At 49.2% G+C, this 19,095-nt stretch carries 19 protein-coding genes; 5 read left to right on the forward strand and 14 right to left on the reverse strand.

Annotation, left to right across the window (positions count from 1 at the left end):
* Window positions 1–65: 65 nt before the first annotated feature.
* A complete protein-coding gene (locus tag H8L32_RS20990; protein ID WP_186949219.1) occupies window positions 66–968 on the forward strand; it encodes a LysR substrate-binding domain-containing protein in 903 nt (300 codons plus the stop codon).
* Between the two features lie 71 nt (window positions 969–1,039).
* On the opposite strand, the gene H8L32_RS20995 is transcribed toward H8L32_RS20990, so the two are convergent.
* On the reverse strand, window positions 1,040–1,744 hold the full coding sequence (locus H8L32_RS20995) for an SOS response-associated peptidase (protein WP_186949220.1): 705 nt from the start codon (window positions 1,742–1,744) through the stop codon (window positions 1,040–1,042).
* Window positions 1,745–1,975: 231 nt separating this feature from the next.
* On the opposite strand from H8L32_RS20995, the gene H8L32_RS21000 reads away from it, so the two are divergent.
* Window positions 1,976–2,398 carry an Ig-like domain-containing protein gene (locus tag H8L32_RS21000; RefSeq protein ID WP_186949221.1) on the forward strand — a complete coding sequence of 141 codons (423 nt, stop codon included), beginning with the start codon at window positions 1,976–1,978 and terminating at the stop codon, window positions 2,396–2,398.
* A 109-nt stretch (window positions 2,399–2,507) separates the two neighbouring features.
* Here H8L32_RS21000 and H8L32_RS21005 read toward each other — a convergent pair whose 3' ends face one another.
* From H8L32_RS21005 to H8L32_RS21015, 3 genes are read right to left on the reverse strand one after another with little or no spacing between them, the layout of a single operon-like run.
* Window positions 2,508–3,086: a DUF4865 family protein gene (locus H8L32_RS21005; protein WP_186949222.1), complete on the reverse strand. Its 579-nt coding sequence runs from the start codon at window positions 3,084–3,086 to the stop codon at window positions 2,508–2,510.
* An 11-nt stretch (window positions 3,087–3,097) separates the two neighbouring features.
* Complete coding sequence (locus H8L32_RS21010) at window positions 3,098–3,502, reverse strand: tautomerase family protein (RefSeq protein WP_186949223.1); 405 nt, start codon at window positions 3,500–3,502, stop codon at window positions 3,098–3,100.
* A gap of 3 nt (window positions 3,503–3,505) precedes the next feature.
* Window positions 3,506–3,868 (reverse strand): carboxymuconolactone decarboxylase family protein, encoded by a 363-nt coding sequence (locus tag H8L32_RS21015; protein WP_186949224.1) that lies wholly within the window; start codon window positions 3,866–3,868, stop codon window positions 3,506–3,508.
* Window positions 3,869–3,972: 104 nt separating this feature from the next.
* On the opposite strand from H8L32_RS21015, the gene H8L32_RS21020 reads away from it, so the two are divergent.
* The gene (locus tag H8L32_RS21020) at window positions 3,973–4,839 is read left to right on the forward strand and encodes a LysR substrate-binding domain-containing protein (RefSeq protein ID WP_186949225.1); all 867 of its coding nucleotides are present in this window, start codon (window positions 3,973–3,975) and stop codon (window positions 4,837–4,839) included.
* A gap of 54 nt (window positions 4,840–4,893) precedes the next feature.
* Here H8L32_RS21020 and H8L32_RS21025 read toward each other — a convergent pair whose 3' ends face one another.
* Window positions 4,894–5,901 (reverse strand): alginate O-acetyltransferase AlgX-related protein, encoded by a 1,008-nt coding sequence (locus tag H8L32_RS21025; RefSeq protein WP_186949226.1) that lies wholly within the window; start codon window positions 5,899–5,901, stop codon window positions 4,894–4,896.
* Window positions 5,901–7,277 carry an MBOAT family O-acyltransferase gene (locus H8L32_RS21030; protein WP_329605213.1) on the reverse strand — a complete coding sequence of 459 codons (1,377 nt, stop codon included), beginning with the start codon at window positions 7,275–7,277 and terminating at the stop codon, window positions 5,901–5,903. The genes H8L32_RS21025 and H8L32_RS21030 overlap by 1 nt, the downstream gene beginning before the upstream one ends.
* Window positions 7,278–7,711: 434 nt before the next feature.
* Between H8L32_RS21030 and H8L32_RS21035 the strand changes: the two genes are divergently transcribed.
* A complete protein-coding gene (locus H8L32_RS21035) occupies window positions 7,712–8,185 on the forward strand; it encodes a YbaK/prolyl-tRNA synthetase associated domain-containing protein (RefSeq protein ID WP_186949228.1) in 474 nt (157 codons plus the stop codon).
* A 38-nt stretch (window positions 8,186–8,223) separates the two neighbouring features.
* On the opposite strand, the gene H8L32_RS21040 is transcribed toward H8L32_RS21035, so the two are convergent.
* From H8L32_RS21040 to H8L32_RS27850, 8 genes are all read right to left on the reverse strand, one after another.
* Complete coding sequence (locus H8L32_RS21040) at window positions 8,224–9,366, reverse strand: DUF1624 domain-containing protein (protein WP_186949229.1); 1,143 nt, start codon at window positions 9,364–9,366, stop codon at window positions 8,224–8,226.
* A gap of 234 nt (window positions 9,367–9,600) precedes the next feature.
* Complete coding sequence (locus tag H8L32_RS21045) at window positions 9,601–9,774, reverse strand: hypothetical protein (protein WP_186949230.1); 174 nt, start codon at window positions 9,772–9,774, stop codon at window positions 9,601–9,603.
* Between the two features lie 3 nt (window positions 9,775–9,777).
* Complete coding sequence (locus H8L32_RS21050) at window positions 9,778–10,986, reverse strand: RtcB family protein (RefSeq protein WP_186949231.1); 1,209 nt, start codon at window positions 10,984–10,986, stop codon at window positions 9,778–9,780.
* A gap of 445 nt (window positions 10,987–11,431) precedes the next feature.
* A complete protein-coding gene (gene rtcA, locus H8L32_RS21055; RefSeq protein ID WP_222619441.1) occupies window positions 11,432–12,466 on the reverse strand; it encodes an RNA 3'-terminal phosphate cyclase in 1,035 nt (344 codons plus the stop codon).
* Between the two features lie 178 nt (window positions 12,467–12,644).
* Window positions 12,645–13,880 (reverse strand): RtcB family protein, encoded by a 1,236-nt coding sequence (locus H8L32_RS21060; RefSeq protein ID WP_186949232.1) that lies wholly within the window; start codon window positions 13,878–13,880, stop codon window positions 12,645–12,647.
* Window positions 13,881–14,230: 350 nt separating this feature from the next.
* A complete protein-coding gene (locus tag H8L32_RS21065; RefSeq protein WP_230412335.1) occupies window positions 14,231–14,572 on the reverse strand; it encodes a zinc-ribbon domain containing protein in 342 nt (113 codons plus the stop codon).
* Window positions 14,573–15,478: 906 nt separating this feature from the next.
* On the reverse strand, window positions 15,479–16,591 hold the full coding sequence (locus tag H8L32_RS21070) for a vWA domain-containing protein (protein ID WP_230412336.1): 1,113 nt from the start codon (window positions 16,589–16,591) through the stop codon (window positions 15,479–15,481).
* Window positions 16,588–17,043: a hypothetical protein gene (locus tag H8L32_RS27850; protein WP_230412337.1), complete on the reverse strand. Its 456-nt coding sequence runs from the start codon at window positions 17,041–17,043 to the stop codon at window positions 16,588–16,590. Before H8L32_RS27850 ends, H8L32_RS21070 begins: the two co-directional genes overlap by 4 nt.
* Before the next feature lie 418 nt (window positions 17,044–17,461).
* Between H8L32_RS27850 and rtcR the strand changes: the two genes are divergently transcribed.
* Entirely contained in the window at window positions 17,462–19,075 is a 1,614-nt protein-coding gene (gene rtcR, locus H8L32_RS21075; RefSeq protein WP_186949234.1) for an RNA repair transcriptional activator RtcR, read from the forward strand.
* Window positions 19,076–19,095: the final 20 nt, after the last annotated feature.

Raw genomic sequence — 19,095 nt, forward strand, 5'->3', positions numbered from 1 at the left:
ATTTGCGCTTTTATAGCGTCCAATATATATTAAAGTACTTAGTAATACTTTTTTTAGATAACAATATGGAACTGCGCCATCTCAGGTATTTCATTGCTGTCGCGGAAGAATTGCACTTCACCCGTGCGGCGGAACGCCTGCATATAGGTCAGCCGCCCTTAAGCCATGCCATACAGATGCTGGAAGCTGATGTCGGTGCGCAGTTGTTTGAACGCAGCAAACGCTGGGTACGCCTGACAGAAGCCGGCAAACTGTTTTTACAGGATGCCCGACATATACTGGCCTTGTCCGAACAGGCCAGCGAAACAGCACGCCGCGCCCAACGCGGGGAGACCGGTGAACTGCGCATAGGCTTTACGTTCTCCACCCCTTTCACACCCTTGTTTGCCGCGGTTATCAATGGCTACCGCCAGCAATATCCGGATGTAACGTTGACCTTGCGTGAAATGGCAACGAATAAACAGCTGGAAGCACTTAGCCAGCATAGTCTGGATGTTGGCTTCATACGTCCGCCCGAAGGCGGTGAACTGGCACGTGGCGTTTCTTCACCGCTGCGTTTCAAGACCTTGCGTGAAGACCCGCTGGTGGTAGTGCTGCCAACCACGCATGCGCTGGCGAAAAAGAAAAAAGTCCCTATGCAGGACCTGGCACAACTGCCCTTCATCATGTATCCACCCAGCGCCGGCACCGGTATTTATCCGCATATTTTGCGTCTGTGCCATGCAGCGGGCTTTGCCCCCAGGGTGACGCAAGAAGCCAATGATGCCTCTACCATCATCGGCCTGGTTGCAGCGGGTTGTGGCATATCGATACTGCCCGGCTCGTTTTACACCATCCATTTCGACGGCATCTGCTACCGGCCCGTCGCTGATGCCGGTGCCACCACATCACTGCTGCTGGCGCAACGCAAGGATGAGGTGTCGCCGCTGGTGGCTGCGTTTGTCGGATTGGCGGCGGAACTAGCCTGATAAATCACATAGTTTTGCAGATGCGACGCTGTAATTTTTGACGGATATCACATCACAATCTACTGCCATTTTCAATCAAACAAATCCATCGTCGTTGGCAAAATGATTGTCGGTTTTTTCGGTTTGGCGGCTTTCACCACTTTTTCTTTCGGCGCTATTTCGGTGACCATGTGTTCAGCCGGATAAGGGCGCAGAAAAGCGCGGGCGAATTCGGGGTCGCGGCAAGACAACCATTCGTCAAAATCTTCCGGTGGCACGATGACGAGGGAGCGCTTTTCTTCACCTGGTTTGTGGAAGCGGCTCATCAAGGGATGCTCGTCGGCATTGATGGTGATCTGGGTGAAAGAATAACTGACGCTGCCATCTGCTTCCGGCCATTCCTTGAACAATCCGGCGACAGCAAAATCTGTTGTATCTTTCAAACCAATGCGCCAGCGTTCGGCGACACCATTTTCGTAGTTGGGTTCAAAGAAATGCTGCATGGGAACCAGGCATAATTTACCCGTCTGCCATGAGGGTGCATAACTGCGTAAAGCGCCCAGGGTTTCTGCGCGTGCATTCATGGTGGAAAAACGTTTCACGCCGGGCGCTATCTTTGATTTGGGTATCATGCTGTACTGACCCAGCAATGCCTGCCGCTGCCCCCTGGCATCGTGCATGATGAAAGGTGCGTCATAATCCTGCCAGGTCTCGCCTTCCCATTCGGCCAGCGGATTGCTGCTCACGTCAAAGTAACCGAGCCCTGTTTTGGTGGAGGGAGTGAAATTGATACACATACCAACAATCTTTCATGAGGTTTTGCCTGAGCTAGCCCGGTACTCTGACGCCAGCACAGATGTTCTGCGGAAAACCCCTTATCTTATACCAGGCTGGAAAAATCCACTGCCATCGCAAGTGCCGCCTTGACAAATCAGCCGTTCTGGCAAAGTATGCGCATCAAGACTTATATGCGATACTTGCCGACACTTTTTCCCTATCGGGGATTGCCGTTACCAGAAAGAAGATTGATGATTTTTTACGACATGCCGCAAGATGCAGGCGCCCATGCATCGCCACCTGCCATCATTGCCAGGGCCAATGAAAAAAAAGACGTTGCCAAGACCCTGACCATAGGGGGTTTTATTGCAGTGGACGCCAAGCAAAAATTTGTCGCCTGGGATGTGGCCAAAGTGGCTTGTGACGAATTGCGTTCTGCTGGCTGGTTTCGTGAACCTGCCTATAAAAAGAAAGCCCCCGATTGCCAGGTCAAACTGGTGGAAAAAAAACCTGAGCACGGCAAACTGGAGCAGCTTGCCGGCGGCAGTTATCAATATACACCAGCCAAAGGATTTTTCGGGGTAGACAAAGTGCAATTCATCGTGGATGCAGAAGGCAAGAAAGTGCGCCTGATGTGGTCTACATCCGTGCTGGAAAGTGAACCGAAAAAATAAGCGACACCCCGGCCTCCGGCTATGTACCGCGCTGTGAAGAGACTCCACGCCATTCACATTGCGCTGAAGTTTCAATTACCTTGCAATTTCTCACATCACGTCAATCCCGCTATCGCCCCGGTGCCGACACATGCCCCACGTCATAGCATTGTGCATCTGCGGGCAAACCCGTAGCCTGGGCGGCGCTGGTATCAGACCATAAAGTAAAACGTACCAGTGTCCATTCATCCGGATCAAATGCAGTCAGCACAGCCAAGGCACCATCTTGCTGGCTGGCAGTTTTGACACTGGCAACTTCAGCTTCACGCAGAGCACCCAGTGCGCTATACGCTGCGACGGGTATGACCTGGCGTGTCGCAAACCTGGCACTGCGGACCTTGTCATCTACATGACTATGCCATACATGCCAGTGTTTGACGGCAGGCCAGCCAAAGGCTTGCGAGACTGCCGCAAAGCCATCACCACAGAGGAAATTGTTCATGCCTTCACTGCTATCCCACAGATAAAACGGTGCATACACATTCTGTGCTGATGGCGGGTTCGTGCCTAGTTTTCTGGCGTGCAGATAAGCTTTAAAAATCAGGCCAGGAAAGTTGTCCAGCATATGTCCTTTGCTGGCAATACGCTGGCGGACAATGTCCATGTTGTAGTCAGCCGGCAGAACAAAGTTGTATTGCATGGCAATCATGTGCATGTTCCTTAAGTCCTGGATGAGAATGCGGGTACACCGTCGTACATCACACCGCCACCGAACGACCAATCCTCTGCCGCGCTGGTACTGATGATGATCATGACATCTTGCGGCTGCAAGCCAGGTGACTGCGCCAGCAAATCGACCAGTCGCTGGTAAAACGCCTGTCTGACGGCTTCACTGCGCACACGCGCCACATTGATCTGGATCAGCACAAAATCAGCCGACCTGGGGCCGCCCAGGTAATGCCGGTCAAAGATCAATTCATTCGCTTCATGCTGATGAATAATTTGAAAACGGTCCGTGGGCGGCACTTCAAACGCCTCGACCAGGGCTTGATGCAAGCCATCCGACAAGGCTTGCAGATAAGCGGGCGATTTGCCCTTTAATAAAGACAGGCGACTCATGGGCATGATTTACTCCTTGGTGGAAGATGGGGTGGATGAGACAGCTAAGGCAGATTGTGCAGGAGACAACTGGCGCAGCGCCGTAACGGCAGATGCTGCGCAGGGCCAGCCGGCATAAAATGCAAGGTGAGTGATTACTTCCACCAGTTCTGCGTGGGTCACGCCATTGTCGATGGCGCGGCCAAGGTGAAAGGGTAATTGCTCGCTGCGGTTTAAGGCAATCAATGTGGCGACGGTAATCAGGCTACGTTCACGGCTGGGCAAACCCTGCCTGCGCCAGACATCATCAAACAGAACCTGGTCAGTCAGCTCCGCGAGTTTGGGAGCGATGTCGCCCATTAATTCACGGGCGATAGTACTTGCTGCTTGCATGCCGGGCTCCTGAAGAATGATTGACAACATCACGATACCGGACTATCTTAATCCTGAAAATCAGATAATTTCAAATCAATAGTTCAAAAAAACAGGATTATTATATGAACAAGATTACCTTTGACCTGGACGTCATGCGTACTTTCGTGACTGGCATCGAATTGGGTAGCTTTGCCAAAGCCGCAGACAGGCTGGGCCGCTCAACATCTGCCGTCAGCGCCCAGATCAAGAAACTGGAAGAACAAGTTGGCAGCCCTATCTTGCGCAAAGCCGGGCGCGGCATGCTGCCCACCGCAGCTGGTGAAACCCTGCTGGCCTATGGACGCCGTCTGCTGGAATTGAATGATGAAGCCGCGGCAGCCGTGCGTGGCGTAGACCTTGAAGGATGGATAAGGCTGGGCATGCCCGAAGACTTTGGTGAACGCATACTCACTGATGTGCTGGGCCGCTTCGCTCGCGCTCATCCCAAAATCAGGATAGAAGCCAAAATCGCCCGCAATACCAGCCTGCTTGATCTGATGACAAGCGGCCAGTTGGACCTGGCCCTGACCTGGGACGGCGGTGTGACTACTCCACATAGTGAGCACTTGCGCAGCTATCCCATGCACTGGATAGGCGCGGCAGATCCACTTCTTCAACCGACAAATACACCTGAAGATCCTTTGCCCCTGGTCGCCTTTGAAGCCCCCTGCCTGATGCGCAGCTGCGCTACCGCAGCACTGGATCGCGCCCATATCCCCTGGCGTCTGGCCTTTAGCAGCCCCAGCCTCAGCGGTATCTGGTCCGCCGTTGCTGCTGGCCTGGGAATCACAGTGCGTACAGAAATCGGTCTGCCAGCCAATCTGCGCATTATCGACAACCCGGCATTACCTGATTTACCGATGCTGGGCCTGAGCTTGCATCGCATGGAAGCAGAGCCCGACGCGGCAATACAAAGATTGCGGGAGATTATTGTTGAGGCATTGGTTTAGTTTTTTGGGTAAAAATGGATACCCAGGATCAGTTGTGCAAAATTCCAATAACGACTAAAGCTTTTCTTGGATTTTTTTTGCCATAAGCTGATAACCGCTAAAACTAAGATGTGTATCTCCTGGACGATATAAATCAACGACCTGGCTTGCTTGCTGCTCAAAATACGGTAAAAGCTTGACTTGGTTTATTCCTGCGGCATCAATTTCAGAAAATACATCTGGATAATTAATCCTGTCTTCCGCATCGCGAACAAATTGTTTATATACCGTTGATTTATCCGGAACAATAATCAACAAGAATTTCCATCCGCGCTGCGCAGCCATTTCCTGTAGCGACTTCAAGTTGGCAATGCACCGTGCGATCACGGCTTTTTCCCATTCTCTCTTTCGCTCGTCAATGCGGAAATACAATAAGCGATCTGACTTGTTATTGGAAAATAACTTCCCTGTATTCATTGGAACATTAACAGCATCACCTACAACAATACGATCATGGAATTGTTCAACATCCCAGAAATTTTCGGTTAAACGCAGCAAATATTCCGGATCTTTGATCAATTTGAAAACTGGGTGTCGACGAGTGATAACGTCAGATGATATCTCTACGGGTATTGGCATATCGTCACGACAAGCACTCTGACGGAAGCGCCAAACGAAATCGCGTTCTACCACCTGAACAACAACTGTACGAACTGAGGGCGATTCTTGCTGCAAGTTCCAGCGCATCCAGTTCGTGGCGCAACCTACATTTTTGTAGTGGAAAGTCAATGTCTTAAACTGCTTATCAGCCGGCAAAAAAGATTGCCAGTTATTCTCATCAGAAAAAGAATCTCCCAATACCAGAATCGCCGGGGCAACCAGATTCTTACCGTTTTCTCTTCGGTAGACTACTGGCTGTACAGAGTGTTCGATAAAATCCCTTTGCACCCAATAGCCAGCCCTGACCATATCATCAAGAGGAAATTTAAAGTACCAAGACAAAGAAAAAAGAAAAAACGAAAATAAAAATACTGGTGCAAAAAAAGCCAGTAAATATCGTCTGGTTTTGAAGTCAGATGTCATCAGAATTGGTAATACAGGAAAGTGCTTACTTTATAAAAATGACTTAAGGACAGACACAAGACACATCCGAGAAACAGTCCAACAAGAGGATGAGGAATCCATCGAATATGCCATCTCTTTTCATTTTTGGTTTTACGAGGTAATTCAACCTGATCGCAATAAGAAAAAATTTCTTGTGTATTGGGAAGGCACCAGATCAAAAAACAACCCAATGTCAAAAAAGAAAAATATGGAATGTCCCAAAACAATATGGATATCACGGGTGTAAAAATGAAAGAATTACCCTCTCCCATACAGCCTTTTAGTAAGACCAACGCCGCTGATACATTCTCTGCCCGGAAGAATATCCAGGCAAACATCACACAGACAAAGGTCAGCATGCAACTCAATGCATTCGAAGTCAGTGGCGATACTATTTTAAATACCGCATGCCTCGTTACCACTTCGCGCCAAAGATGGTTCACCATAAGGAATATTCCGTGCAGCCCCCCCCACACCAGAAATGTCCAGTTTGCGCCATGCCATAATCCTCCTAACAACATGGTAATACCCAAATTAAGATAGCGACGACCTGGTCCCTTGCGGTTACCACCCAATGGAATATACAGGTATTGCAGCAAGAATTGCGACAGAGTCATATGCCAGCGCCGCCAGAAATCAATGATGCTTGCTGCCTTGTAGGGCGAAGCAAAATTCACTGGCAGGCGCACGCCAAACAGCAACGACAAGCCGACTGCCATATCTGAATAGCCAGAGAAATCAAAATATAATTGCAAGGTATAAGACAAAACACCGACCCAACTGGTTTCCAACGCCAGCATTTCACCATTTTTTGCCGCCAGAAATACTGCATCAGCATAAGCAGAAAAATTATCTGCCAGTAAAACTTTTTTTGCCAAGCCAACAGTAAAAATGCTGAGCCCAAGCGCCACATTATTCAACTTCAGGCGCCCCGTGTCTGGATTCAACAACTGCGGCATCACCTGTGCATGATGAATGATGGGGCCGGCAATGAGATGAGGGAAATAGGTCACAAACAGCAGGTAATGAATAAAATCAACCTCTTGTGCTTTGCCCCTGTAGACATCCACCAGAAAAGCAATCTGGGTAAACGTAAAAAATGAAATGCCCAGCGGTAGCACGATATCAGGCACGGGCAGATGCATGCCTGGTAACGCATTCATTGTCTGCAAAAAGAATTTTGCATATTTAAAGACACCAATGTTCGCCAGGTTGAGGCCGATCGCCAATATCAGCAGATACCTGGCCGTCTGCTGATTTTTTGCCTGCATCAGGGAACGGGCGAATCCATAATTCAGGATAATCGAAGCCAGTAACAACAACACCAGTTGCGGCGTCAGCCAGCCATAAAACACCAGGGAAGCAATGGCCAGGCAAAAAATCGCCAGTGAATGAGATTTTTTGGCCGTAAGAAAAAACATACCCAGGACACAGGGTAAATACACGAAAATGAATTCGTAAGAGTTAAAAAGCATATTTACTTTTTAAAATTCCAGGATAATGCTACATGCCGGAGGCCATCGGGATTTGTCTGTTCAGGCATAGGGGTGACATCGTAATCACATCCATGTTGCGAGAAAAATGCATTTTACCGTCTAAGCTCAGTCTGTAGAACGCATTTCATCCCGGGAAGCGTATTTTCATACTACGCTGTGAGATACAGCACGCATCTTGCCTGAATCTGGCTATCATATTCAACATCATTGGTGCAAATTAGTGCAAAGCGTAGCAATGTCGCGAGCTGACATGTACAAGCAGTTTTTAACAATCAGTTACCTCAGGGACCAACATGTTCGAGCAATTGAAAGCCTTGTTACAAACCCATAACGCCCGTTTCCGCGTGGTGGAACACCCGGCCGAAGGTCAGTCTGAAAAAGTGGCCGCCATCCGTGGTACTGAAGTTGGTCAGGGCGCAAAAGCCATGCTATGCCAGAGCAAGGATCAAGCAGCCAATCTGATATTGGCGATCTTGCCCGGCGACCAGAAAATAGACTTCAAGAAGCTGGCCACAGCCGTACAGGTAAAAAAGACCAGCTTTGCGGCCCCGGAAATGGCGATGGAAAAAACTGGCTGCGTGATAGGTGCGATACCGCCTTTTGTATTCTCTGACGATATACAACTGGTAATGGACCCATCGCTAGTCGCACGTTATACAGAAATTGCCTTCAATGCAGGTCGCCTGGATACCTCCATCATCCTGAACACAGACGACTATTTACGTATTGCCAAACCGATGTTATGTGATATTTGTGCTACAGCCTGATGCAGCAATCCAAAGCTATTCACCTTTGACAAACGGTTTCAATGTACAGATACGGCAGACATGCCCGTACCTGTCTTCTGGCGACTCCTGTTCCACCAGCCAGTCAGCCCCCACATCAACACCAGTACCACTATCCAGGCTGCATAACAGATTAACAAAGACGGTTGATAGTCGGGGATGACCACGCCTTTGCTGCGAAAATCAATCTGCTGGCCATAGCGTACCTGCATATATACCCAGCCCAGCGCATGGATCAGGGCAATGTGCACCAGGTAAAAAAACATGGGAGACTTGCCAAACAGCATCAGCGTTGGCCAGGGGCGTTGCACATAACGCTCCAGCAATCCCAGCGCGCCCAGGCCTATACCCAGGGTAATGCACAGATACAGTAAGGAAGGTGGATATTTATGCACTTTCACAAAGGACATCAAGTCGTATAAGAAATTTTTCCCTTGCACACTCCATGCATCCGGGTCGCCATAAAAATTACCGCTACGTAAAATGACAAAACTTAGCAACAAGACTATCGCTGCCGTAAACAGAAAATGTTGTCTGCGTCCGGCATCCCACAACATGACCGGGCCGATGGCATAAGCACCAGCCATTAAGCCTATCCAGGGCATGAGGGGGTAGGCAAAATAGATACCGACATCTCCCCACAAAGGGTAGTACCCACCCTGATGCCAGGCCATGAAGAGCAGGCCACTGTCCTTGCCATGCAAGGCATCCAGCAGGTTATGCGGCAGGATCAGGGCAACAGCACAGGTAATCAAGGCCCAGCGCGGCAGCCAGATCAAACCGGCCAACGCCATCATGGCGACACCTATGGCCCAGATCACCTGCAAAATGAAAGTCGTGAAACCAAATTGCCAGCTAAAGCTGACCCAGGTCCATTCCAGCAATATCATCAGGGCACCACGGCTTAACAGGTAACGTGACATATCTTTCTTGTCTCTGTGCTGGCTGCGCAAAAAAGCCGACATACCGGCCAGCATGACAAAAATGGGAGCGCACAAATGCGTGATCCAGCGTGTCCAGAACAATGCCGGATAACCCAGTTGCAAATTCAGGGGATCGAAAGCCGTGGGGGCAAAGAAATCGCGGGTATGGTCCAGCGCCATCAGCACGATGACCAGGCCGCGCAATAAATCGATAGCCTGCAGGCGTGATTGCTTGTTCATGAGATATTTTCGCTTACCTGGAAGCGTTATTATATTTTTGATGCACCGATTCTACCGAGCTACACTGGCAGACCGCAAAGGATTTCCAGTCCTGTCATGAAAAACTGGAGCAGACTGTTCTTTTTATGCATACCGTCGCTGCAATGAGAAAAATTGCCGAAAAGAAAAAGCCCTCTATCCTGTTCAGACAGAGGGCTGATTCAATCAATACGAAATCAGTATATGGCAAACCTGTCAGTCACCATCCACATCTTTTGCTCGTCCACTCAATACTTTATACAGACTCTGCTTTGCTTTCCGACGTTCGCTACGTTCGACGCGGTAACTGCCATGGGCACCGGCCTGGCGTTGCTTTGCCAGTACAGCCAGGGGGTTCCTGGATTTGGGTAATTTAATACGGATTTTCATCTTCTACCCTTTCACACAAACGACCTGGCGCAGCGTATGTACCACTTCCACCAGATCATGCTGATGTGCCATGACCTGGTCGATGTCTTTGTACGCCGCCGGAATTTCATCCACCACGCCACCATCCTTGCGACATTCTATACCAGCAGTTTGTTCTGCCAGATCGAAGCGGTTAAATTTGCGCTTGGCTTCAGAACGGCTCATCCTGCGTCCCGCCCCATGTGAACATGAGCAAAAGGATTCAGGATTACCCTTGCCTCTGACAATATAACTGCGTGCACCCATGCTGCCAGGAATGATGCCCATCTCGCCCGCACGGGCAGAAATGGCACCCTTGCGTGTAATGAACAGCTTTTCATTTGCATGGGTTTCCTGTGATACATAATTGTGATGGCAATTAATTGCCTCGCCATCCAGTTTGAAGCTAGTCACCTGCTGCGCCAATACATCCAGCGCACGACGCATCATTTCGCTGCGGTTGACGAGGGCGTAATCCTGCGCCCAGTCAACTGCCTCGACATAATCATCAAACAGTTCAGAGCCTTCGCTGAAATAGGATAAATCCTTGTCCGGCAAATGAATCTGATGTCTTTGCATGTCCTTCTTTGCAGCAGAAATGAAATAGCGTCCTATGACATTTCCTATACCGCGCGAACCGGAATGCAACATGATCCAGACACGCTGTTCTTCATCGATACAGATTTCGATGAAGTGATTACCACCACCCAGTGTACCCAACTGACAGATCCAGGTTTGGGCAAACTTGTGCTGCATTTTCATGATGCCCTTGTGCCGGGCCACTATCCTGTCCAGTCTGTCATTCAGGGGCCGACCAACGCGGGCATGGGCAGAACCACGTACCTTGTTCCATTCATGCTGTTCAAACCCGACAGGAATGGAAGCTTCCAGTGCGCTGCGCAGTTTGGCCAGGTTGTCCGGCAACTGGCTGGCCGTCAACGTGGTGCGCACGGCATTCATGCCGCAACCGATATCCACACCGACTGCAGCAGGAATAATCGCCGAGCGGGTTGGTATTACACTTCCCACCGTTGCCCCTATGCCGGCATGTACATCAGGCATGGCCGCCACATGGGGATGGACGATAGGCAGGTTGGCTATATTGAGCAACTGCTGCAAGGCAGTGTGATCAATATCGTCCGTAAAAATATGCACAGGGACACGTCCCTTGTGCAGGCTTTTTGCTACAGGCATACATTTTCTTTCCATGATGCCGGTGTTTTTTCTTTGCTATATCAAGCAATATTTTGCAGGTACTGATCTGGCTTTCTTTGGAATGAGCAAAGCCCGCCCCGTCATGGAATCAATCCATGAAAGTGCTGCTTGCTCAAACCGCCATACAGGTCTGGAAAATGAAAAACCCCGACGAGTTTCCTCACCGGGGTTTTCGAAAAAAACGACCGGCTCGGGTAGGCTGTGCCTTAACCCCGAGCGTCGCGCACGGGGCTAAGAATCTTGATTGTTGTTAGCCGTATTCCGTGGCATGGTCGTTCCTTTCTTTGAATTGGGGTTGATGAAAAATCGAATTGCGAAATTACCGCAACCCGAAGGACTCCTATTCTGCATGAAAAGAAATCGCTGTGTCAATACAATTAATTCAGATCATGTTTTTTGCATTTTATGCTTTTTCATGATGCGATCAACGTAACGAACGCATACTGCACAGGAAAGCTTTTTCCTGAACGGAGAATTCGGTGTGTACCGGTAAAAATTTACTGATTACCCCAGCATTTGTCTTTGCATGGCCGGACACCTGACTGGTCGTAAAGCTGCCACCACCAGCCAGGGCAAACAACAGTATGATCTGGTCTGCCAGATGCTCACCTACGGCGGCGCCGGACGCGACGTATTCACGCAGTTCCTGCACTGCTCTTTTGGCGACATTTTCTGCCTTGACTGCTTTTTCACCGAAACCACAAAACACCTCGGTAACATGTTGATGTTCGAGCGTAATCAGCAACACATTGCCTGGCCCCTGATCATTGCTCAGGCCACGGATCAACAACTGATCTTGTGACCAGCCCATGTCACTGCCCACGCATTGCAATTCGCGCTTGGCTACATCCGCAGGTACGCCGGCAATAAAACTTTCGGCATAGCCTTTGAGTCGTTCGCCACGTTCCAGAATATCCAGCTTTTTCAACTGTGCACAAGGTGTGACGCTGGCGATAATTTCACCACCGCCTGCCGGAAAAAATCCATAACGTTTCAACTCAAAACTGACTTCGGCATCCATCTGTTGCAGCACACGGCCATAGGCCTTTTGCAAAAACTGCGCAGGCGGTGCCATGTCGTTATGGGTACCGCCCGTAATCTTGACAGTGCTTGCTGCATCGGCATACAGCAAGGCAGGCACCAGGGTCTGCAATACCAGGGTACAGCTACCTGCACTGCCGATGGCAAACTGGTAGTCGCCACCACGGATGGTAGATGGAATAAATTCCAGTGTCGTCGAACCCAATTGCGCGCCCGTCACCTGGGCACCACTGACGGCAGCCGCAGCCTGTACCGCTACCAGATGCTGGCGCAAGAGGCCAGGTTTGGAACGTCCGGCACGGATATTTACGATACGGAAAGGCTGACCGGTAATCATGGACAGGCTGAGAGAAGTGCGCAAAATCTGACCGCCACCTTCACCCAAAGAGCCATCCAGTTCTATCATTTTCTTATTCATTATTTTTATTTTCAAATCAAATCAAGTTCAAGACCATTAACCACAGAGACACAGAGACACAGAGAAAAACAGAAGGGAACCATATCATTCGATATCTCGACAAACTGTTCCGACAGATAAGTTTTCTCTTGAATTTCTCGGTGTCTCTGTGCCTCTGTGTTGAGAGGTCTTGCTATTTTCACCCCTTAACGCACACAACCTGCTTCAATACGTGCACCACATCTACCAATGCGCTTTGGGCCAGCATTACGGCGTCGATGTCTTTGTATGCCATAGGAATTTCATCAATCACATCGGCATCTTTACGGCATTCCACACCTTCGGTTGCGGCGATCTGATCGGCGACGGTATACAGTTTCTTGGCTGCAGTACGGCTCATGGTACGACCTGCACCGTGACTACAGCTATTGAAGCTTTCTTCATTCCCTTTACCACGCACGATAAAGCTTTTTGCCCCCATGGAACCAGGGATGATCCCCAGTTCACCGGCACGCGCAGACACTGCCCCTTTACGGGTTACCAGCACATCTTTACCGAAGTGATGTTCTTTCTGCACATAGTTATGATGACAGTTCACCGCTTCTACATGGGTTTCAAACGGCTTGCTGATCACGGTACGTACTGCAGCAATCAAATTCTGCATCATCACTTCACGGTTCAAACGGGCAAATTTCTGCGCCCATCCCACGGCTTCAATGTAATCATTGTAATGCTGGGTACCTTCCGGCAAATAAGCCAGATCCTGATCTGGCAGATTAATGAAATGGGTACGCATATCCTGCTTGGCCATTTCAATGAAATGGCTACCGATTGCATTACCTACACCACGGGAACCGGAATGCAACATAAACCACACGGCATTCGCTTCATCCAGACATACTTCAACAAAGTGGTTACCGCTACCCAAGGTTCCCAGGTGACGGTAGTTATTGGTGTTTTTCAAACGCGGGGTTTTCAAACAAATTTCATCGAAACCCTCTTTCAATTGCGCCCAGGCTGCATCCACAGCACTTGGCGGGCTTTCCCATGCACCTTTATCGCGGCCTTTGAAGCTACGGGTCTTGGGTGACATACCATGCGGTATGGCTTTTTCTATCGCTGTACGCAAAGGACCCAGGTTATCTGGCAAATCATTGGCGTGCAAAGTGGTTTTGGCAGCCATCATTCCGCAACCGATATCCACACCGACCGCAGCAGGGATCACTGCACCCAGGGTAGGAATCACGCTACCGATGGTGGACCCTTTACCCAAATGCACATCCGGCATCACGGCAATATGTTTGTAGATGAAAGGCATACGCGCAGTATTCGCCAATTGCTTTTTGGCTTCATCTTCAACCGGAACCCCTTTGGTCCACATTTTGATAGGACGACCATTTTCGTATTGCATTACATCGTAATCTTCGTGTTTCATATTTTCTCTTTTTTCTTTTTTAAATTCAGGGTGGCGACAAGGGTTGATGAAACGTCTGTGGTTGCCCACAAGCGCTCTACCACTGAGCTACACGGAATCAATGACACCGTGATGGGGATCGAACCCACGACATCTTCGTCCTTAGCGATGTAGTTTCATCAGCATTCGCCTAAACTTTTACTCACTGCACAAACTATTTCAGTTTCAATTACTTGCTGCGACAAGGGAAGGCGAAACGGCACGGCCAGGAGTCTCTGTGAGGAGACAGTACCCAGGTTACACGAGACCGTTCACGCATCTCTTTCTCCACTTAGGACCGTTGAATGTTCACCAGCATTCGCGTGAAAACTTCAATGTTCGTACTTTGCTGCCAGACCACTCAAATGGATTTCCCTGGCAAGCTTCTTTCTTTGTTGTTCCGTCTTTCTGCAAGATCGACATCGAACAGCTACGCTATTGATATTGCCCTGCATGATTTCATACCACCACTTCTGCTGCTTGCCTGTCCATATCTGGGCACATCCACAATCACGACAATTAAAGGCATAGTCCACATAAAACAAGGGTAGCAAACTGTAAGTATTATTGTGTTTTAATATTTCACGATCAGCCATAACCGCTCCGGCAGGTGTGGGCATTGCATAGATATCAAAACTTTCTTTCACAGGTATGCGGGCGCGCCGCTTTTCCATGATTTCTGCTCGTCTTTGTTTTCCACTTTTCATCACGTCAGCACTGTTAAATAAAACCCCGACAAGTGTTACCAGGACCTTCTAACCCATCCTTTCGGTGTGGCTCAGATTGGATTCGAACCAAATAGAACTCACTTCATCAATCGACACGAGTTCTAATGCCTATGTAATCCTGATGGCATTCGGGTAAAACCATATTGAACAAGCGTAAGACAAAGATCTGAAGTGACCGCTTCATTTTCGTAAAATGTAGTCACGTCTGCATTCTTACACTGTCCAAAACCTTTACTACTTCAATTTCTTTGAATCGCCGAGTGACAAAAACTTCTGTGAACATTGCAAATTTAGTCACATGAGCATTCACACGGCATTCAAAAAACTACAGCAACGATATTTATTGAATATGGCATGACAAGGATTAAACGTGATAATCATCCCATATGTAATCACGTCAGCATTCATGCCGTATTCAAAACCTGTACTGCGGCATTCAATTACGGCCTTGAGAAACACTGTACGACAAGGTTTGCCTGCGATTGATTTGGATGTAATCGCCTGCGCATTCGTACTGCATTTAAAACTCAACACCATGTTCAAATGGCCTTTGAAACACAGCATGACAAAGATTAAAAGTGACTTTACTGTTTGGAGATGTAATCACATTTACATTCATGCTGCGTTCAAAAACGTTTGTTACCTGGTCTGACGAAGCTTTTACAGCATGTGCTCCGTCAGAGGTTCTCTAAGAACCTGTTTACGATCTGTAGCGAGCGTGCGTCAGCGGGGCAAGGGTAACTAAGTGCAGCGCAAAAAGCGGAATGTACTCTAGTACATGAGCATTTTGAGCAGCACATGAGCCCCGCGTGGACTCTGATTGCGCTCGCGCAGTAAGATCGTGAACAGGTTCTAAATATCGATTGCTTTTACTTCACCTACCCAATGCTCCGCACTCAACTGACCGGCAGCGAATGAGGCGATGATCTTGAAGACAGCATCAGAAAAACCACCAACATTCAATACATCATCTCTTTCGGCTGCCTGGCTAGTGCCATACGGCGCAATGTCTATACACATCAGCTTCGCTTGTGGATTGCGGTTTTTAAACGCATTCCATTCAACCATGGTTGCCGTTGAACGGCTACGGCTTGCATCCATCCAAGATTCATTGTCAGACACAAAAATTACCAGGTCAGCCTTGGCATTTTCTTTGTTCAACTTCACCAAAGGTGCGCTGCAATTGGTACCACCACCACCGATTGCTGCCAGTTTTTGCGCATTCGTCATCACGCTGTCACGTGGATTCAAATCGCATTTCACAACCTGGTTTTCAAAAGGCAATACCAGCGTGGACGGATTCTTGCGTAACATCGCTGCAGCAACCAAAGCTGCCACGTCTATGCAACGTACTGCTGTCGTTGCAGAACCACGATGACCGCTGACTGGTGAAGACATGGAACCAGATACGTCCGCACACACCACGACTTTGCCAGCTATTTCTGGCACATTGCTCAGGGCAATTTCCATCGCATCCTGCAATGCATTCTTGATCGGCAACGGTACGCCTTCATTGGCGGCCTTGTATGCTGCCATCAACTGATAAGGAAACACCTTGGCTTTGGCAATTGCCCCGGCATTACGCAGTTTGTCGGCAATCAAGTCAACCATACCTGGCAATTCATACACGCCATGACGGCCAAAGGTATTCAGGTTCATACGCAACATCTGCCAACCCGCCTGGCGGGCGATTTGTGCCCGGTCTTCTGTCGTCAAATCCATCGCTGTCAGCATCTGGAAAGGCACATCCGGCAAAGCCAGGCTGCGGTCTTTCTTGTATGCTTCAAACGCTGCCACCACGGGCGGCAAAGCTTCGGCCTTGTATGGCTTGTCTATCAACCAGGCAAAGAAAGCTTCACGCCATGCTTCGACTGGTTTGGGGTGCACCATCTTCACCACGTCAGCCAAAGACGGTGTCGTACCTACGGCCGCTGCCAGCAATTCTTTTTCGCTAGCTGTGTTCAACCAGTTTGTACCAGTTTCTTTGGACGTGAGCCCAAAGACTTGCGACCGATAGCACCGGAACGCAATATCTGCACAAAGTTCCGCAACATCTTGCCGTTGTTCATCACCCGTTTAAAGGTGCGTGGCAATTCAGTTGCATTGCGCATGGTCAGCGCAGCGACCAGCAAGGCCGGCATGTCTTTCATATAGCCACGTTCACGGCAATAGATCGCAGTCTGGGCGACAAACAGTGGTGATACTTCTTTTGTCAAATCCAGTACGGTTGCCAGTTGCGCTTCTGCACTTGCGTAGTAAGTCGCATTCAGGCAACCGGTTGCTGCGTATTGCACCAGCTTGTGTTCAGGCGTGAACTTGTAAGCAGGTGCACCTGAAAAATTTGCTGTATCCGCCACTGGCAAAAATGTGTTTGCCAGGGATGTTTTTAACGTTTGGAACAATTGAGTATTAACCATTTTCATTTCCTAGTCTTTTTGTTTTTGGTGGACACGACGGGATTCGAACCCGCAAAACATGGCAACCAGAGCATTACTTCCGGCCGCTGTGATGATTGGAAACGCGCGCCAGTTGACACCCTTACGGAGAGCGGCAACCTGCATCTGCAACCTTGCTCATCACAACACTTAGACCACATCTGGTGTTATCCAGACCACCCAGTCCTTAATCGTTTTCGGTGGTGGCACTCCCTTCATGCCTGCATGCCCTTCCATTCATGTATTGCAATGGCCGTGCCAGCTTTGATAAATCTTCATTTATTTTCTTTAAGCCATTGATTTACATGAATATTTTAATAAATTATTCATTTTCTTGAATTTTTCCTTTTATACAAAAATAAACTATAATTATCTTTATAGATAAATATTTATCCAAAATATGAAACCCAAAAACAAGGTAGTGATCGGATTTATCGGCACCCAGCTGGACAATGGCAAAGGCAGTGGCCGCTGGGAAAAGTGGCGGCCTACAGTGGCACTGACGCAGCGCGACGACATCGCCATCGATCGCATCGAGTTGCTGCACAGTGGTCAGCATGATGGCTTGATCGGACAGTTAAGAAACGATATCGCCGCCACCTCGCCGGCCACGACATTGCGCACGCATCAGTTGGCGATTCAAGACCCATGGGATTTTGAAGAGGTATACGCCAGCCTGTTTGATTTTGCCCGGTCATATCGCTTCGATACTGATACTGAGGAATACTGGGTGCACATCACCACTGGCACGCACGTGGCACAAATCTGCCTGTTCCTGATGACAGAGGCCAATTATCTGCCTGGTAAACTATTGCAGACTTCGCCACCACGTCGGCAAATCAAGGGGAATACAGGTGAAATTGCCCTGATTGACCTGGACCTGTCACGCTACAACCAGATTGCCCAGCGCTTTACCCGTGAAAAAGAAGATGGCGTGGCTTTTTTGAAGTCCGGCATCGCCACCCGCAATGCGCGCTTCAATGCCATGATTGATGAAATTGAGCGGGTCGCCATCAAATCCCGCGCGCCTATCCTGCTGATGGGCCCAACTGGCGCCGGCAAATCATTTCTGGCAAAACGGGTATTTGAATTGAAAAAAGCCAGGCACAAGCTGGAAGGAAAATTTGTTGAAGTCAATTGCGCCACTCTGCGCGGTGATGGTGCTGGCTCTACCTTGTTTGGCCATATCAAGGGAGCGTTTACAGGTGCGATGTCGGATCGCCCCGGCTTGTTGCGAGCTGCTCACAAAGGCCTGTTATTTCTGGATGAAATCGGCGAACTTGGCCTGGATGAACAGGCCATGCTGCTCAAAGCGGTGGAAGAAAAGCGTTTTTTGCCAGTTGGCGGTGACCATGAAGTACAAAGCGATTTCCAGCTGGTGGCCGGTACCAACCGCGATCTGGGCAAGGAAGTCGCAGCCGGTCGCTTTCGTGAAGACCTGTTTGCCCGCATCAATTTATGGACCTATGAATTGCCGGGCCTGAGTGAACGGACAGAGGATATCGCACCGAACATGGATTACCAGTTGGCACAGTTCAGTGCCGAATATGGACAAATGGTACGCTTCAATAAAGAAGCCCGGGATCGCTACATGGCCTTTGCCACATCTGCGCAAGCGGTATGGACAGGTAACTTCCGCGACTTGTCGGCATCAGTCACCCGCATGGCAACCCTGGCAGATGCGGGGCGCATCAATGACAGCATCGTCGAGGATGAAATCAAGCGCCTGCAACGCCTATGGTCCTATGCCGGAGACAAGACTGGCATTGCGTCAGAAGTTGATTTGCATGCCTATCTGGATATAGCGCAAATCGCAGGGCTGGATTTATTTGATGCCTTGCAGCTCAAAGTGGTACTGGGCATCTGCCTGCACAGCAAATCGCTGTCAGAAGCAGGCCGGAAACTATTTGCCGCTTCACGCAACACGAAAGCCAACCCGAATGATGCTGACCGGCTGAAAAAGTATTTGCATAAATTTGGCTTAAGCTGGGCGACACTGAACCAGTCAACATAGGCAAGCCGCAGGAGGCAGGC

Source organism: Undibacterium hunanense, assembly GCF_014284335.1.
Lineage (GTDB): Bacteria > Pseudomonadota > Gammaproteobacteria > Burkholderiales > Burkholderiaceae_D > Undibacterium > Undibacterium hunanense.

Excerpts from the sequence above, each read along its gene's own strand:
- H8L32_RS21035 (WP_186949228.1), top strand. The coding sequence starts at position 7,712 with ATGTTCGAGCAATTGAAAGCCTTGTTACAAACCCATAACGCCCGTTTC.
- H8L32_RS21060 (WP_186949232.1), bottom strand. The coding sequence starts at position 13,880 with ATGAAACACGAAGATTACGATGTAATGCAATACGAAAATGGTCGTCCT.
- H8L32_RS20990 (WP_186949219.1), top strand. The coding sequence starts at position 66 with ATGGAACTGCGCCATCTCAGGTATTTCATTGCTGTCGCGGAAGAATTG.
- rtcA (WP_222619441.1), bottom strand. The coding sequence starts at position 12,466 with ATGAATAAGAAAATGATAGAACTGGATGGCTCTTTGGGTGAAGGTGGC.
- H8L32_RS21045 (WP_186949230.1), bottom strand. The coding sequence starts at position 9,774 with ATGAAAATCCGTATTAAATTACCCAAATCCAGGAACCCCCTGGCTGTA.
- H8L32_RS27850 (WP_230412337.1), bottom strand. The coding sequence starts at position 17,043 with ATGGTTAATACTCAATTGTTCCAAACGTTAAAAACATCCCTGGCAAAC.
- H8L32_RS20995 (WP_186949220.1), bottom strand. The coding sequence starts at position 1,744 with ATGTGTATCAATTTCACTCCCTCCACCAAAACAGGGCTCGGTTACTTT.
- H8L32_RS21015 (WP_186949224.1), bottom strand. The coding sequence starts at position 3,868 with ATGCAAGCAGCAAGTACTATCGCCCGTGAATTAATGGGCGACATCGCT.
- H8L32_RS21005 (WP_186949222.1), bottom strand. The coding sequence starts at position 3,086 with ATGATTGCCATGCAATACAACTTTGTTCTGCCGGCTGACTACAACATG.
- H8L32_RS21050 (WP_186949231.1), bottom strand. The coding sequence starts at position 10,986 with ATGCCTGTAGCAAAAAGCCTGCACAAGGGACGTGTCCCTGTGCATATT.
- H8L32_RS21000 (WP_186949221.1), top strand. The coding sequence starts at position 1,976 with ATGATTTTTTACGACATGCCGCAAGATGCAGGCGCCCATGCATCGCCA.
- H8L32_RS21020 (WP_186949225.1), top strand. The coding sequence starts at position 3,973 with ATGAACAAGATTACCTTTGACCTGGACGTCATGCGTACTTTCGTGACT.
- H8L32_RS21025 (WP_186949226.1), bottom strand. The coding sequence starts at position 5,901 with ATGACATCTGACTTCAAAACCAGACGATATTTACTGGCTTTTTTTGCA.
- H8L32_RS21040 (WP_186949229.1), bottom strand. The coding sequence starts at position 9,366 with ATGAACAAGCAATCACGCCTGCAGGCTATCGATTTATTGCGCGGCCTG.
- H8L32_RS21010 (WP_186949223.1), bottom strand. The coding sequence starts at position 3,502 with ATGCCCATGAGTCGCCTGTCTTTATTAAAGGGCAAATCGCCCGCTTAT.
- rtcR (WP_186949234.1), top strand. The coding sequence starts at position 17,462 with ATGAAACCCAAAAACAAGGTAGTGATCGGATTTATCGGCACCCAGCTG.
- H8L32_RS21065 (WP_230412335.1), bottom strand. The coding sequence starts at position 14,572 with ATGGAAAAGCGGCGCGCCCGCATACCTGTGAAAGAAAGTTTTGATATC.